General features: G+C 34.9%; 15 protein-coding genes and 1 tRNA gene. 8 read left to right on the top strand and 8 right to left on the bottom strand.

Features of this window, described 5'->3' with window-relative positions; genetic code table 11:
- Positions 1-183: 183 nt before the first annotated feature.
- From ACTJIW_RS00970 to ACTJIW_RS00945, 6 genes are all read left to right on the top strand, one after another.
- Positions 184-963 (top strand): tetratricopeptide repeat protein, encoded by a 780-nt coding sequence (locus ACTJIW_RS00970; protein WP_012022321.1) that lies wholly within the window; start codon positions 184-186, stop codon positions 961-963.
- 78 nt (positions 964-1,041) lie between these two features.
- Positions 1,042-1,614 (top strand): 6,7-dimethyl-8-ribityllumazine synthase, encoded by a 573-nt coding sequence (ribH, locus tag ACTJIW_RS00965; protein WP_012022320.1) that lies wholly within the window; start codon positions 1,042-1,044, stop codon positions 1,612-1,614.
- A gap of 163 nt (positions 1,615-1,777) precedes the next feature.
- Positions 1,778-3,706 (top strand): DNA mismatch repair endonuclease MutL, encoded by a 1,929-nt coding sequence (gene mutL / locus ACTJIW_RS00960; protein ID WP_121360208.1) that lies wholly within the window; start codon positions 1,778-1,780, stop codon positions 3,704-3,706.
- Positions 3,703-4,452 (top strand): rhomboid family intramembrane serine protease, encoded by a 750-nt coding sequence (locus ACTJIW_RS00955; RefSeq protein WP_440715361.1) that lies wholly within the window; start codon positions 3,703-3,705, stop codon positions 4,450-4,452. Before mutL ends, ACTJIW_RS00955 begins: the two co-directional genes overlap by 4 nt.
- A 46-nt stretch (positions 4,453-4,498) precedes the next feature.
- A complete protein-coding gene (locus tag ACTJIW_RS00950; protein ID WP_012022317.1) occupies positions 4,499-5,362 on the top strand; it encodes a rhomboid family intramembrane serine protease in 864 nt (287 codons plus the stop codon).
- Positions 5,363-5,378: 16 nt separating this feature from the next.
- On the top strand, positions 5,379-6,431 hold the full coding sequence (locus ACTJIW_RS00945) for an endonuclease/exonuclease/phosphatase family protein (RefSeq protein ID WP_183044554.1): 1,053 nt from the start codon (positions 5,379-5,381) through the stop codon (positions 6,429-6,431).
- Here ACTJIW_RS00945 and ACTJIW_RS00940 read toward each other — a convergent pair.
- From ACTJIW_RS00940 to ACTJIW_RS00910, 7 genes are all read right to left on the bottom strand, one after another.
- A complete protein-coding gene (locus tag ACTJIW_RS00940; RefSeq protein ID WP_012022315.1) occupies positions 6,428-7,042 on the bottom strand; it encodes a WbqC family protein in 615 nt (204 codons plus the stop codon). The genes ACTJIW_RS00945 and ACTJIW_RS00940 overlap by 4 nt on opposite strands.
- Positions 7,043-7,129: 87 nt before the next feature.
- Positions 7,130-8,683 carry a signal peptidase I gene (lepB, locus tag ACTJIW_RS00935; RefSeq protein ID WP_121360211.1) on the bottom strand — a complete coding sequence of 518 codons (1,554 nt, stop codon included), beginning with the start codon at positions 8,681-8,683 and terminating at the stop codon, positions 7,130-7,132.
- Between the two features lie 64 nt (positions 8,684-8,747).
- Positions 8,748-9,449 (bottom strand): 4-hydroxy-tetrahydrodipicolinate reductase, encoded by a 702-nt coding sequence (gene dapB, locus ACTJIW_RS00930; protein ID WP_012022313.1) that lies wholly within the window; start codon positions 9,447-9,449, stop codon positions 8,748-8,750.
- Between the two features lie 38 nt (positions 9,450-9,487).
- Positions 9,488-10,048 carry a DUF5683 domain-containing protein gene (locus tag ACTJIW_RS00925; protein WP_012022312.1) on the bottom strand — a complete coding sequence of 187 codons (561 nt, stop codon included), beginning with the start codon at positions 10,046-10,048 and terminating at the stop codon, positions 9,488-9,490.
- A complete protein-coding gene (locus ACTJIW_RS00920) occupies positions 10,048-10,956 on the bottom strand; it encodes a ParB/RepB/Spo0J family partition protein (RefSeq protein WP_440715362.1) in 909 nt (302 codons plus the stop codon). The genes ACTJIW_RS00925 and ACTJIW_RS00920 overlap by 1 nt, the downstream gene beginning before the upstream one ends.
- 5 nt (positions 10,957-10,961) lie before the next feature.
- The gene (locus ACTJIW_RS00915) at positions 10,962-11,729 is read right to left on the bottom strand and encodes a ParA family protein (protein WP_121360213.1); all 768 of its coding nucleotides are present in this window, start codon (positions 11,727-11,729) and stop codon (positions 10,962-10,964) included.
- A gap of 219 nt (positions 11,730-11,948) precedes the next feature.
- Positions 11,949-12,350, bottom strand: a complete 402-nt coding sequence (locus ACTJIW_RS00910; RefSeq protein ID WP_274251307.1) for a septal ring lytic transglycosylase RlpA family protein — start codon at positions 12,348-12,350, stop codon at positions 11,949-11,951.
- Positions 12,351-12,573: 223 nt separating this feature from the next.
- On the opposite strand from ACTJIW_RS00910, the gene ACTJIW_RS00905 reads away from it, so the two are divergent.
- The gene (locus ACTJIW_RS00905; protein ID WP_440715363.1) at positions 12,574-14,742 is read left to right on the top strand and encodes a hypothetical protein; all 2,169 of its coding nucleotides are present in this window, start codon (positions 12,574-12,576) and stop codon (positions 14,740-14,742) included.
- A 181-nt stretch (positions 14,743-14,923) separates the two neighbouring features.
- Here the strand turns inward: ACTJIW_RS00905 and ACTJIW_RS00900 are convergent.
- Positions 14,924-14,998, bottom strand: a tRNA-Pro gene (locus ACTJIW_RS00900).
- A gap of 176 nt (positions 14,999-15,174) precedes the next feature.
- On the opposite strand from ACTJIW_RS00900, the gene trxB reads away from it, so the two are divergent.
- Positions 15,175-16,122, top strand: a complete 948-nt coding sequence (trxB, locus tag ACTJIW_RS00895) for a thioredoxin-disulfide reductase (RefSeq protein WP_012022307.1) — start codon at positions 15,175-15,177, stop codon at positions 16,120-16,122.
- Positions 16,123-16,142 lie beyond the last annotated feature (20 nt).

Here is a 16,142-nt window from a genome sequence, read left to right as displayed (position 1 = left end):
AAATTATCTAATTTTATCGATATAAAGGGCTTTTAGGATGTTTCAAGTTGATTTATTTTGATACTGATGTGAAAGGACTTAGCTTTATTGAAAATATTTTTTTTAAAATAGTGATAATTTTGATTTTTTTTGCCTCAGTTTCAAGAAAAATTTTATTTTTGCCGTTCACTAAATTAATTTTAAATGGCTACTTACAATAAAAGAGGATATAAAGCACCAAAAGAGAAGGAAGTTAAAGAAGTAACTGAAGAACAACAGGTGGTAATTGATGAAAAAGACAGCACAACTGCTGGTGTTTTTTCTAAATTAGATGAAACTGCTTCAAGAACTGAGGATTGGGTTGCTAAAAATCAAAAAATCATTATTGGTTTAGTTGCTGGTATTGCAGTTGCTACTATTGGTTATTTGGCTTACCAAAAATTTATTGAAACTCCTAAACAAGACGAAGCGGCAAACGAAATGTTTGTTGCACAGCAAAACTTTCAAAAAGCTGTTGACGGTGTAGCAAGTGATTCATTATACAAATTAGCATTAAACGGATCTGAAGGTAAATTTGGATTTGTGAAAATTGCTGACGAATATTCTGGAACTGATGCTGGAAATTTAGCAAATTACTATGCTGGTATGGCATATTTAAATACAGGTAAATTTGACGATGCTATTAAGTATTTAGGCGAATTTAAATCTGAAGATATGATTTTAGGCGCTTTAGCAAAAGGTGCTATTGGAGATGCTTACTCTCAAAAAAACAACCAAAAAGAAGCTTTAGATTATTATGTAAAAGCTGCTGAGTCAAACAAAAACGATTTTACTACACCTCGTTTCTTGTTAAAAGCTGCTAAAACTGCTTTGGCTTTAGGACAGAAAGAAGACGCTTTAAAATATTTAAATAATATTAAAGATAATTTCGATGCTGCTCCAGAAGCTGCTTCTGTTGAGGCATTGATTGGATTAGCGCAATAATTTATAATTTTAGAGTTAAGAATTTAGATTTTAGATTCGTATTTTTACAGTCTGAAACTTAAAATCTAAAATATACAGATGGCTACTGAAAATAAAAATTTATCAGAATACGATAAAAACACGATCCCAAATGCGAAAGACTTTCGATTTGGGATTGTTGTTTCTGAGTGGAATGATGTTATAACAGAAGGACTTTACAATGGCGCTTTTGAAGCCTTAATTGATTGTGATGTTCCTGCACAGCAAATTATCCGTTGGAATGTTCCAGGTAGTTTTGAATTGATTTACGGTGCAAAAAAAATGCTGCAGACACAAAATGTAGATGCAGTTATTGTTATTGGATGCGTAATTCAGGGAGAAACAAAACATTTTGATTTTGTATGCGAAGGTGTAACTCAGGGAATAAAAGATTTGAATGTTCAAACTGATATTCCGGTTATCTTTTGCGTTTTAACAGATAATAACATGCAGCAGTCAATTGACAGAAGCGGCGGTGTTCATGGTAACAAAGGAACCGAAGCGGCAATTGCTGCAATTAAAATGGCTTATATTCGCCAGCAGGCTTCTATTTCTCATCCGTTTAACCAGCCTTTATTATCTTCTGGTGCACTTCAAATTGAAGAAACACCTATAAAAATCGAGAAAGAATAAAACACATTTGTTTTAAAATATTAAAACCTATACTGTGTCATAATAGTATAGGTTTTTTGTTTTTTTTATGATTGCTGATATTCAAAAAGCCAGTAGAAATTTACTAAATTTGTGCTTCTTGGTTTTTAATTTAAACCCTAAACCTTAAAATTATTTTTGCTTAATGTCGAGTATTATTCAATTACTTCCTGATCACGTTGCTAACCAGATTGCTGCAGGAGAAGTGGTCCAAAGACCAGCTTCTGTTGTAAAAGAGCTGTTAGAAAATGCTGTTGATGCAAAAGCAACTGATATCAAATTGATTATAAAAGATGCCGGCAAATCCTTAGTTCAGGTTATTGATAACGGAGTAGGAATGACGGTTACTGATGCACGTTTGTGTTTTGCACGTCATGCGACTTCAAAAATTCGTCAGGCCGAAGATTTGTTTTCATTGGGAACAAAAGGTTTTCGCGGGGAAGCTTTGGCTTCTATCGCTGCGATTGCACACATGGAAATGAAAACCAAACAAGAACAGGATGAATTAGGAACTCATATTGTAATTGAAGGAAGTAAGTTTGTTTCGCAGGAAGTGGCAGTTCTGCCAAAAGGAACATCATTTGCCGTTAAAAACCTATTCTTTAATATTCCGGCGCGTCGTAACTTTTTAAAGTCGGATACGGTTGAATTTCGTCATGTAATGGATGAGTTTCAGCGTGTAGCTTTGGCGCATCCCAATATTCACTTCAGCTTTTATCATAACGGAAGCGAATTGTACAATCTTCCCGCTGCAGGATACCGTCAGCGAATTGTGGGGATTATGTCGGGTAAAACCAATGAAAAACTGGTTCCTGTAAATGAAGATACAGAAATTATCAGCATACAGGGATTTGTTTGTAAACCCGAATTCGCTAAGAAAAACAGGGGAGAACAGTTCTTTTTTGTAAACGATCGTTTTATAAAAAGCGGTTATTTACATCATGCTGTTATGGCTGCTTACGACGGACTTTTAAAAGATGGTTCACAGCCGAGTTATTTCTTGTATTTACAAGTACCGCCAAATACAATCGATATTAACATTCATCCAACTAAAACAGAAATTAAGTTTGATGATGAACAGGCTTTATATGCCATTTTAAGAGCGTCAATTAAACATAGTTTAGGACAGTTTAATGTAGCTCCTGTTTTAGATTTTGACAGAGATTCGAATTTAGATACACCGTATCACTATAAAGATGTAGAAGCAGAAGTACCGACAATTCAGGTAGACGGAACTTTTAATCCTTTTACAGACGATAAAACCAATCAGCATTATACAAAAGCGGGTTCAGGTTCTGGTTATAGTTCAGGATCTTCTTCGTCTTCCGGATCAGGTTCAGGTTCGTCTTATTCTGGATATTCAAAAAGGGTAGAGCCAACTGTAAGCTGGGAAAGTTTATATGTGGGCTTGGATACTGAAAATCCGGAAACTATCGAAAGTTCGCCTTTTATATTTGAAAATGAAGAAGTAACTTCTTCTTTATTTAATGATGATGAAGTAGAACAGGCGAGTCAAAAAACGTATCAGATACATAAAAAATATATTGTTTCGCCAATAAAATCCGGAATGGTAATCGTTGATCAGCATCGTGCGCATCAGCGTATTTTATATGAGCAGTTTTTGCTGAACATGACCGTAAATCAGGCTTCGAGCCAGCAATTGCTGTTTCCGCTGGATTTATTTTATTCTTCTTCAGAAATGAAATTGATCGAAGAATTAAAACCTTCGTTGGAAACAACCGGATTTGTGTTTGAAGAAGCACAAACAGATCATGTTGTAATTTCCGGAATTCCGGTAAATATTACCGAAAGCGAAGTTTCTTTGGTAATAGAACAGTTGTTGAGCGATTTGCAAGACGGAATTCCTGCAAGCAGTTATAGTCAGAACGATACTATTGCCAAATCGATGGCCAAAAGTTTAGCGGTTAAAACCGGATCTTATTTAACCGAGAAAGAACAAGATAATCTGGTAAACGGTTTGTTTGCTTGTAAAGATCCTAATATTTCACCTTTTCAAAAACCTACCTTTATCACTATGCGTGTTGAAGATATAGATAAAAAATTTGCCTTATGATGAATATGACTCCAGTTGTAAAACAACTGCTTATAATTAATATAATAGTTTTCATTGGTGCTCAGTTAGTGCCGGTTTCTTCCGAATATCTGGCGCTGTTTTTTCCGGAAAATCCTGGATTTAAAGTTTGGCAGCCTATTACGCACATGTTTATGCACGGCGGTTTTGCTCACATCGCATTTAATATGTTTGCACTTTATTCGTTTGGATCAACATTAGAGCATTTCTGGGGCGGGAAGAAATTTTTATTCTTCTATATTTCATGCGGACTAGGAGCTGCTTTGGTAAATTTTGCAGTAAATTATTATTTCTATCAGGACAGTTTAAATATTCTGCTGGCTAACGGATATCACAAAGCAGATATTTTGAATTTACTGAATGATGGAAAAATTGATACAAGATGGCAGCAAATTTTGACGGTTTCAGAGTTTAAACATTTCATGAATGCATATTTAGGAACTGTTGTTGGAGCATCTGGAGCTATTTACGGATTGCTTGTCGCATTTACTTTTATGTTCCCAAATGCAGAACTTGGAATTATGTTTATTCCAATTCCAATTAAGGCTAAATATTTTGTGCCAATTTATATGCTGTTGTTTGATGGATTTTTTGGAATCTTCGGAAGTTCTTTAATGGGCATCGATTCCGGAATTGCTCATTATGCTCACATTGGCGGTGCTTTTTTTGGATTTATGATTATGTGGTACTGGAAAAAAAATCAGTTTAACAACAATCGTTGGAATTAATTTTTAACTTTAATTGATTAACTTTAAGAAACCAAAAGAAGACTTTATGAATATCCTTGACGATTTAAAACTTCAATATAAATTAGGCGGTATCGCTTTGCGTGTTATTTATTGGAATATCGCTTGTTTTCTCATCTCTTTAGTTTTTTTCTATCAATTTTCTAACGGAAGTTTTGCTTTTCCAAACTGGCTGGCTCTGTCTTCAGATCCTCAGGTTTTTATGTTTAAACCGTGGACGTTTTTAACGTATGCATTTTTTCATTTCGGATTTATGCATTTGTTGTTTAATATGCTGGTTTTAAACTTTGCCAGTAATTTGTTCCTGACATTTTTTTCGCAGAAACAATATTTAGGATTGTACATTTTAGGAGCCATTTTTTCGGGAATTGTATTTGCTTTGAGTTTTTATGTTTTAGGAACTTCGGCATCAATAGTCGGGGCGTCAGCTGCTATAATGGCAATTTTAGTTGCGGCAACGACTTATCAGCCTTTAATGAATGTTCGATTGTTTTTGTTTGGCAATGTAAAGCTTTGGCATATTACAGGTGTAATTTTAGTTTTAGATCTAATGCAGTTTCGTTTGGATAATATGGGAGGTCATATTTCTCATTTAGCCGGTGCTTTTTTTGGGTTTATCTTTATTAAACTGCTTCAAAACGGAACAGATTTAAGTACTGTAATTACCAGAATATTAGATTTTTTTGCTAATCTTTTTAGAAAATCACCAACGACTCCATTTAAAACAGTTCATAAGAATTATAAAAAGCCTACTGAGAAAACAACATCAAAAATTGTCACAAAAGACAAAACACAGCAGCAAATCGATGAGATTTTGGATAAGATCAGTCAGTCTGGTTATGACTGCCTGACAAAAGAAGAAAAAGAGTTTTTGTTTAAAGCTGGAAAATAATCCTTAGCAGAATACTATGAAAAACCTTTCGTGGTTTAATAAAATAATGTTCTTTTTGAATATAGTGCTGACTGTGCTTACATTCAGCGTCTATATTCTGCCCTTTCTAGCACCTAAGAGTTTTCCGCTTTTATCGGTGCTTACGCTGTTTATGCCGGCTTTTTTTGTTGCTAATGGGTTGTTCTTTGTTTATTGGGCAATTCAGTTTAAAAAACGTCTTATTTTATCTGGTTTGGTTTTGTTAACCGGAATTACCTTTATCAGTAAGTTTTATAAATTTTCTGCAAAAGAATATAGTAAAGACGAAAAAGACTTTTCGGTAATGAGTTATAATGTCCGCTTGTTTAATGTTTTTAAATGGCTCGACCGCGATGATATTCCCGAAAATATAAAAGGATTTATAGATGAAAAAGACCCGGATATTTTGTGTATTCAGGAATATTCAAACTCTGCACATTTGGATTTAAAAGTATATCCGCATCGTTACATTTTTATTGATGGGAAACAAATAAAAACAGGTCAGGCTATTTTCTCAAAATTCCCTATTATCGATGAAGGAAAAATTGTTTTTCCTAAATCAGATAATAATGTGGTGTATGCCGATATTAAACGTGGAAAGGATATTATTCGTGTTTATAATATGCACCTGCAGTCTATTAAAATATCTCCGGATGTAAGTGAGATTTCTGATGATATTGATAATGTGAACCAAAAGAAATCACAGCGTATTTATGCCAGAATCAGTAAAGGATTTACGCAGCAGCAAGAGCAGGCAGAAATTTTTAAAGAGCATATAAAAAAGTGCAAATACCCTATTATTATTTGCGGAGACATGAATAACAGCCCGTTTTCATACGTTTACAGAAATATTAAAGGAAAACTTAAAGATGCTTTTGAAGAGGCCGGAGAAGGCTTTGGAGCAACGTATAAGTTTAAATATTATCCTGCAAGGATTGACTATATTTTTACCGACACTAAAATGAAGGTAAAACAATTTGAAAGCTTTCCTGATTTTGAAAACTCAGATCATTATCCTATAATGACAAGGCTTTCAATAGATCAGTTTTAGATTATTTTTTGGGTTTTTAAATAATCCATTGCAAATTTGCCTTCATTAAAAAGTAAATCCAAAACACTCAAGTTGTTGATAAACCCGTGTTTGTCATCAAAAACCTGGGTGTATTTTTCGAATGAATTCTGGTCTTTTTTTCCGTTTGCTAAATGTCTGAAATCAGAAATGTTTTCAACTTCGTGGAAATATTCGGTTGTTTTTCCAAACTCCAATTTCATTCTAAGACATTTTGTTACTGTGTCCAGAACTTCAAAATTAAGATCCATCAAAAAGTTATGTTTTTTCTCGAAAATAGGAACGATATCATCTTCAAAGTACTCAAAGAAAGGAGAACTTCTATATGCGGCTTCTAATGACTTAAAATGCTGTTTCTGCCAGTCAAATTCGTTTTCGATTAAAATATCTTTCGTTTTTTGATGTGCCGCTTTAGAGTGTTTAACCGGTATGTTTAATAATTGAATTCCGTTTGGACTATAGATATAAGTACGGTTTCTATTGGTCTGTTTCTGAAAATTATCTTCCATCTCAAAAGTTATATTTTCAGATTGAGCCATAACTGCAAAGTGGCTGATTGACGGAAAATAGGTGGGAAGTATTAAAGAGTTCATTGCGGTTCTAGTTTAATCGGTAAATCGTTTAATCGTTCTTTTTGTGAAACGATTAAACGATTTACCAGTTTAACGAATTAACGTTTTTTATGCTTTATTTTGTTTTCTTTTTTTCCAGAAAAATTCTCCAACGAAGTAAAGAGCTAGAATGATTAAGAAATATTTAAAGTAAGATTGCGGCTGACCTTCGCCGTCAACTGTTGTAAATACTCTGCTCCAGCGAATTTTGTTGATACCTTTTCCGTTTGTATCCCAGCTCATCCAGATGAAAACAGGCTTACCTACGATATGGTTTTCCGGTACATAACCCCAGTAACGGCTGTCTTCAGAGTTATGGCGGTTGTCTCCCATCATCCAATAATAGTTTTGTTTGAAGGTGTATGTGTTCGTTTCTTTACCATTAATTAGGAATTTAGAGCCTTGTAATTCTAAAGTGTTTCCTTCATAATTAGTAATGATTTCTTTGTAAAATGGCAGAGATTCATTTGTTAAAGCAACTGTTTTTCCTGCTTCCGGAATATAAATCGGACCAAAATTATCCTGACTCCATTTGTTAATGTGAGGGAAAATAGCATTGTCGTTTCCGTGGTCAATTTCTCTTTTTACAGCGGTAACGCCCGGAGTGTTTTTTAAACGTTCTGCACCTGCTTCGGTTAATGCTCTAAAATAAAGAGTATCTCTTTTTTCTGTTCTAAAACCTGCCGGATCAGTAATGTCTAATTCTTTAAATAAAGATTCGAAATCTATTGAAGTTTTCCCATCTAAAGCTACAGAATAAGAATATTGAGGTTTTGCTCTTTCAGGCAAAACCAATTTTTTGCCGTTAATGAAAACAAAGCCGTCTTTAATGGATAAACTGTCACCTGGAATACCAACACATCTTTTTACGTAGTTTGACTTTTTGTCGATTGGTTTTATAACACCCGGTCTTCCTTTTGGCTCGTAGAAATAATGTACTGTATCTACCGGCCAGTTAAAAACCACAATATCATTTCGTTTTATTTTTTCGAAAGCCGGAAGTCTAAAATAAGGCAGCTGCGGCCAGCTTAAGTATGATTTTCTTTTTGTTAACGGGATAGAGTCATGAACCATTGGCAGTGCAACAGTTGTCATTGGTACTCTTGGACCATAATTTAATTTACTTACAAACAAGAAGTCACCAATTAAAAGTGATTTTTCTAATGAAGAAGTTGGAATCGTATAAGGCTGAATTACGTAAGTGTGAACTAAAGTTGCTACGATAATGGCAAAAAGAAGCGAACTTACAGTGTCAGCTGTTTTGTTTTCCGGAGTTAATTTTCTGTTGGCATTGTACTCTAATTTTTGAGTATAGTTTACATAATAGATGTAAAAACCAAGTGTAAAAATTCCTAAAAGTGTATCTACAGTCGATTTTTTCCCAAAGGTTCTAAGTGTTTCAACCCAGACAACCGGAAACATAATTAAATTAATAATTGGAATGAAAAGCAGTAAAGTCCACCAAGTTGGGCGACTGATGATTTTCATCAATACGATTGAATTATATACCGGAATTGCTGCTTCCCAGCTTTTTCTTCCTGCTGCCAGATACAGTTTCCATGTACCCGCAAAATGAATTATTTGAACAGCCAGAAAAAATACGAACCAAGAGTAAAGTGTCATAATATTGTATTTTAAGTTTCAAATTAAGGATTGAGGTTTTGTTTAATCCAAAATTTTATTCTGTTTATTGTAGATTTAATACGTCTTTCATTGTGAAAATTCCTTGTTTCCCTGCAAGCCATTCTGCTGCAATAACGGCACCAAGGGCAAAACCTTCACGATTATGAGCAGTATGTTTAATTTCGATACTGTCGATAACTGAATCGTAATTTACGGTATGTGTACCCGGAACTTCACCAATTCTTTTAGCTTCAATGTGAATTTGATTGCTTTTTGCTTCTTCTAAAGTCCATTCTGCATAATTACTGTTTTGAATAACACCTTGTGCCAGAGAAATTGCAGTACCGCTTGGCGCATCTAGTTTATGCACGTGGTGAATTTCCTCCATTGAAACTTTGTAAGAATCAAATTGATTCATGATTTTGGCTAAATATTCATTTAATCCAAAGAAAATATTTACTCCAAGACTAAAATTTGAACTTGAGATAAATCCGCCTTTTTTCTCATTGCAAAGTGCAATCATTTCGTCGTAATGTTCCAGCCATCCTGTTGTGCCTGATACCACTGGTACATTAGCATTAAAAGATGCAGAAATGTTGCTTACTGCTGCAGAGGGAACGCTGAAATCAATGGCAACATCGGCAGTTGAAAGTCCGTCATAAGTATTGAATTCATCTTTCTTTAAAACTATTTCATGACCTCTTTCTAAAGCAATTCTTTCGATTACTTTACCCATTTTTCCGTATCCTAAAAGCGCAATTTTCATTTTGTATGTATTTGTGATTGTTTTAAACAGAAAGCTGTTTAAAAGCGATAATTAAAAGTTAGTCCAACATTTGGTTTAAATGTTACATCGTTGGGATAAATTTCCGGACGCATCGATAGTCTTTCGTTTACGTTAAATTGAATTAAAGCAGCATCAACATTGGCATCGATGATGTTTAAAACGTAAAATCCAACAACAAATAAAGCAGAAAGGTCTCTGTTTCTCTGGTAAAATTTTTGTCCTGCAACAAGACGGCTTTCATCCAGATATTGGTATTTATCGTCATTATAGCCTTCTAATCTTCGTTTGTAGGCGTTTCTGTAATCACGATATTTATTGTTGTTGTCTATATAGAAGTATAAACTTGTACCAATAGCTCCGTAAACTAAAGGAATTTTCCAGTATTTTTTATTATAAGCTTGGCCTAAGCCGGGTAAAATAGCAGAGTAAAAGGCTGCTTTTGCTGGTGTCAGCGGGTCTATTTCTTCTAACGCAATACTGTCTTTAGCGACCAAAACCGTTTCTTCTTTTACCTGGGCAAAAAGAGAGACGGTTCCTAAGAGAAAGAACAATAAACTTATGGGGACAATTTTATTCACTATCCGTTTATTAATTTTATGATTCTGTTAAAATCGGCTTCAGAATTAAATGGAATCGTAATTTTTCCTTTTCCGTTACCAGCAACTTTTATATCAACTTTCGAACCAAAATAATCATTGAAAGTGTTTTTTTGTGTTTCTCTAACTATAAATGCAGAATCAGGTTTAACTTTTCCTTCTCCTTCTTCTTTTGGCTGCTGGCCTTCGTGATAGTTTTTAACTAAAGCTTCGGTTTCACGAACTGATAAGTTCTGGCTTACGATTTTTTGGTAAATATCAGTCTGTACATCTAGATCTTCTATATTAATGATGGCACGGCCATGTCCCATACTGATAAAACCGTCGCGAATACCAGTCTGGATAATCGGATCTAATTTTAAAAGACGTAAATAGTTAGAAATAGTTGAACGTTTTTTTCCAACTCGCTCGCTCATTTGTTCTTGTGTTAATTGAATTTCGTCAATTAAACGCTGGTAAGAAAGAGCGATCTCGATTGGATCTAAGTCATGACGCTGAATGTTTTCAACTAATGCCATAACTAATGACTCATTATCGTTAGCAATACGAATGTAAGCCGGAACATGAGTTAAACCAATTAAAGTTGAAGCACGTAAACGACGCTCTCCTGAGATTAACTGGTATTTGTTGAAATCTAATTTTCGAACAGTAATAGGTTGAATTACACCAAGTTCTTTAATAGAAGTGGCTAATTCGCGTAATGATTCTTCATTAAAATTGCTTCTAGGCTGAAACGGATTTATTTCGATAGCACTTATTTCAAGCTCAATAATATTTCCAACAACCTTATCAGCATTTTTGTCTTCTACTGATTTAATGTCGTTTTCCGGATCCTTTAATAATGCTGATAATCCTCTTCCTAAGGCTTGTTTTTTAATTGCTTTTGTCATAAAAACTATTTACTGTTTTTCTTTATAATTTCTTGAGCTAAATTAATATAGTTTACGGCACCTTTGCTTGTAGCATCATAATTAATGATACTTTCTCCAAAACTCGGAGCCTCACTCAATTTTACATTTCGCTGAATTACGGTATCAAAAACCATATCGTTAAAGTGTTTTTGAACCTCTTCTACAACCTGATTAGATAAACGTAATCTTGAATCGTACATTGTTAATAATAAACCTTCAATGTCAAGATCCGGGTTGTGTATTTTTTGAATACTCTTAATAGTGTTCAATAGTTTTCCTAATCCCTCAAGTGCGAAATACTCACACTGAATAGGAATAACTACAGAATCTGCAGCTGTTAAAGCATTCAGGGTTAACAATCCTAGAGATGGTGCACAGTCGATAATGATATAATCATATTCTTCTTTTGCTTCTTCTAATGCTTTTTTAAGCATGTACTCACGGTTTTCTTTGTCAACCAATTCAATTTCGATCGCAACAAGGTCAATGTGAGCTGGTATCACGTCAACATTTGGAGATGTACATTTTAAAATGGCTTCTTTTGGTGTAACAGTATGTTCTAGAATTTGATAAGTTCCAACTTCAACTGTTTCTACGTCTATTCCAAGACCAGATGTAGCATTGGCCTGTGGATCAGCGTCGATCAATAATACTTTTTTCTCTAAAACACCTAATGAGGCCGCAAGATTTACTGATGTAGTAGTCTTTCCAACGCCTCCTTTTTGATTAGCAATAGCAATGATTTTGCCCATTTATTTTCTGAATTTTGAACCGTAAAAATACAATTATTTATGGTTTTTGAAAATCTATTTTGTTAACATTTATGAAACTTTGTTTAATCGTGGTTTCATGGGTCTTCGGAACAAAATAAATTTAGTTATGAATAGAATTATCAATTAAATTTTGGTCAATTTGCCTGATGTTCCTTCTGTAAAAAGAGACGAATCTGATTTTGGACTGAATAAAAGAACTTATTTTAAAATTTCTATAGTCACATAAACTACACCGCTTTTTTTGTTAGAAGCAATACTCATAAATGCCCTTTTGCTTAAATCAATTTCTCTTCCTTTAACAAAAGGACCTCTGTCTGTAACTTCTACAATTACAAATTTGTTGTTTGCTTCATTTGTAACTTTCAGCATCGTGCCAAAGGGAAACGTTTTATGTGCGGCAGTCAGGTCGTTGTTGTTGAATTTTCTTCCGCTGGCTGTTTTTCTGCCATTAAATTTGTCGTGATAATAGGAAGCATGAGCATCTTTTTTGTAAAAATTCTGTTCTTCATTTACTACATCGGTATTTGCAGAAGCAGGTGCTTTTTGTGAAAGAACTGTAGAGGAAACGGCTAAAGCCATAGATAGTATTATCTTTTTCATTTTCTAATTTTTGTAAAAGGGCAAAAAAAATCTATTAGAAAAGAATCAACATATAGCAGACGGTTTATTTATGTTGTAAAAAGCCAAAATTGAGGCTTTGTATAGTTTTTGATAAGAAAATTGGAACCAAAAACGGACTTTTAGGTTGGAGATTATTGCTATTTTGGGCTTCTTTAAAAGTACTATTATTACAAACTATCAAACCACAAAAATGAACATTCTTATGACTAAAAAAGCGATTTCAGTATTTACGGCATTTTTGTTTATGCTGACTTTATACAGTTTTATTTCATCTTATCCGTCTAATGAAAAAAAACAGGAAAGTACAACAGAACGAAAAATTGTTTACAACAAAAAAAAGCATAGTATAACCTTATCCTGGTCTGCTTTTGGTGCTTCAGGAAATTATATAATTACAAGAGGAGGCAGCCGTCTGGCATCAGATTTTGTTTCGGTTGGCTCAACTTCTAAATTGGAATTTACCGATAATAACCCAAATGCAGATAAATATGAAAATTATTATAAGATTACTCGTGGATCTGAATTCATAATAATTTCGCTTGAAAATCAGATTTTTGGAGACAATATGTATTTCTATGATAGAAAATATGAGAAAGCTGAAACGGCACGAAAAGAAATTAATTCGCAGTTTGAATCTATTGGTTTAGGCGGAGCCAACGGTGAGTGGACAACCAAACGTCAGGCTTATTATTTCAAAGCAAACGTGAAAGGCCAGACTTACGATTCTGGTGGTTCGGGTTCAGCATCAGGAGCAGAAGCAAATTCAATAGAGCTGGGATTTTACTCTCACATTGGAGGTTTAGGCAAAGTGCCTTCGGATGTTAAATTAGGTTCTATCTTTACAAGGCCTCATCTTTCCGGAGGCGCAAATGCTACTTGTACTTTTTGGCGTTCTGTAGAAAATGTAGAAGTAATGCGAGATTTTGCATGGACGGTTTCGCAGTCAACCAGCGCACGAAGATTATTGATTGACAGCACTTCGAAATATATTTCAGATGTTGGAAATACCAATTTTTGGGGAAGCGGAGGCTTTATCGCCGATACGCATTATACATCATCAAGACCCAACTGGGGTGGACAACAGCAATGGTACACTAGAAATACTGTTTTTCCTTCGGGCTCAGGAGCTATGGGTGGTTCTTATAATATGGTTTGGCAGGGATGTGTTAACCCTCCTCAGGCAGATAATGCTAATTCGCCAGTTCCAACTACGCCTATTATTAGAGAAAAACCTTTTCTTTTTATAGATAACGATGGAGAATACAAAGTCTTTGTTCCGGCTTGGCAAAAAGACAGAGCAGGAGTTTCGTGGTCGTCGAAAGATATGGGCACAGGTCAGGTTCAGGATTTGCTTACGAAATGGTATGTCGCTAAAGAAGGTGATACTGATGTAGAAATTAATAATGCGTTAAAAGCTGGTAAGAATATATTTTTTACTCCGGGACATTATGCGTTAAATGCTCCTATTCAGGTAAATAGAAAAGATGCCATACTTTTAGGAGCTGGAATCGCTTCGGTAACTTTGGAGCCAGCCGAAAAAAATATATGGGGATGTATTTATGCTGATGATAAAGACGGAGTTATTGTTGCCGGACTTCTTATGGATTCGTTTAATAGTACAACGTATCAAATTAGAATTGGTAACGAAGGCGCAAATGCAGATCATGCAGCAGATCCTATTTTGCTTGCAGATATTACTTGCAGAGTAGGAGGAGTTCAGTCTAAAAATATCCAGATACAGGCTTCTATGCAGATTAACAGTAGTAATGTTGTGGGAGATCATTTCTGGTTATGGCGTGCTGATCATGGTTCGCAGAAAGGCGGCGATGCACGCTGGCAGAGAGACAGATGTAAAAACGGACTTATTGTAACGGGTAATGATGTTACGCTTTATGCTCTTTTTACTGAACATTATCAGGAATATGAAGTATTGTGGCTTGGAGAACGCGGCAGAACGTATTTCTTTCAAAATGAACCTCCATATGATGCACCAAATCAGGCAAGCTGGAGCAGTCAAGGAGGGAGAGTTGACGGCTATGCAGCATTTAAAGTTGCTAATACTGTAAAAGAACATCATACTATAGGAATGGGATCTTACGCCGTTTTTACAGGAACGGATGGAAATGTAAACAAGAAAAACGGATTTGAAGCACCAAACAGCCCAAATGTGAAACTGGAAAAAATGTGTATTACTCGTTTTGCCGGTTCAGGAAATATTCAAAATGTTATTAATGGTACAGGCGGAAGCACCGCAAATGGAACAAAACGAGTTGCTGATTATAATAATGGGGAAGGGATACAGCCTTATGACGAAGAATTTATTCTGCCAAATCGCGAATCTTATCCTGCTTATATTAATATGGAGAAGTAATAATTTACAGATATTTTAAAATAAAAAAAAACTCTGAGGATATATTAATCTCCAGAGTTTTTTGTTTTTAACCTGTGTATGTTTTAATCGGGAATGATAATCGTTAGGGATTAATTTATGCTTTAAAAGATTTTGAGATAAGAGTAAAAAAAAAGTCTTTTCAAATTTGAAAAGACTTTTGTCGGGGTGGCAGGATTCGAACCTGCGGCCTCCTGCTCCCAAAGCAGGCGCGATAACCGGGCTACGCTACACCCCGATGATGTATTGTTGTACTGCCCGAAAGCGGATGCAAAGATATAAATAAATTTCGTTTACAAAAGGAAAAAATGAAAATAAATAAAACTTATTTTAAGATAGCTATTTCAGATTTATTTTCGGCGTTATTTTTTATAATAAAGTTTACATTTGCATCTCTTAAAAACAATACACATTATGTCAGATACAATCGAAAAAATTAAATGCCTTATTATAGGTTCTGGCCCTGCAGGTTATACTGCAGCTATTTATGCTGCCAGAGCAAACATGAATCCGGTTTTATACCAAGGAATGCAGCCTGGAGGTCAGTTAACGACAACTAATGAAGTAGAAAATTTTCCTGGTTATGTTGATGGTGTTACAGGACCAGAAATGATGATACAGTTACAAGAACAAGCAAAACGCTTTGGTGCTGATATTCGTGACGGCTGGGCTACAAAAGTTGATTTCTCTGGTGGAATTCATAAAGTTTGGATTAACGATTCAATCGAATTGCACTGCGAAACAGTAATTATTTCGACAGGTGCTTCGGCTAAATATTTAGGATTACCTTCTGAACAGCATTATTTGAATATGGGAGGCGGAGTTTCTGCCTGTGCTGTCTGCGATGGTTTCTTCTACCGTAATCAGGAAGTCGTAATTGTAGGAGCTGGAGATTCTGCTTGTGAAGAAGCGCATTACTTATCTAAACTTTGTAAAAAAGTAACGATGTTAGTAAGAAGTGAAAAATTCAGAGCGTCTAAAATTATGGAAGAAAGAGTTCGTAAAACTGAAAATATCGAAATCTTAATGAATCATGATACTCTTGAAGTTTTAGGAGACAATAATGTGGTTCACGCTATTAAAGCTTTAAATAAAACAACTGGTGAAACAATCGAAATTCCTGCAACCGGATTTTTCGTAGCAATTGGACACAAACCAAACACAGATATTTTTAAAGATTACATTACTCTTGATGAAACAGGCTATATCATAAATACTCCAGGAACATCTAAAACTAACGTTGAAGGTGTTTTCGTAGCCGGAGATGCTGCAGACCACGTGTACCGTCAGGCAATTACTGCTGCAGGTACAGGATGTATGGCTGCACTTGATGCTGAAAGATATTTGGCTTCTCAAGAATAAAAATGAGTCACAGTATTCAG

It is taken from the genome of Flavobacterium sp. 22659 (assembly GCF_052044235.1).
In the GTDB taxonomy this organism is placed as follows: domain Bacteria; phylum Bacteroidota; class Bacteroidia; order Flavobacteriales; family Flavobacteriaceae; genus Flavobacterium; species Flavobacterium johnsoniae.
This window is presented reverse-complemented; position numbering and strand designations above follow the sequence as displayed.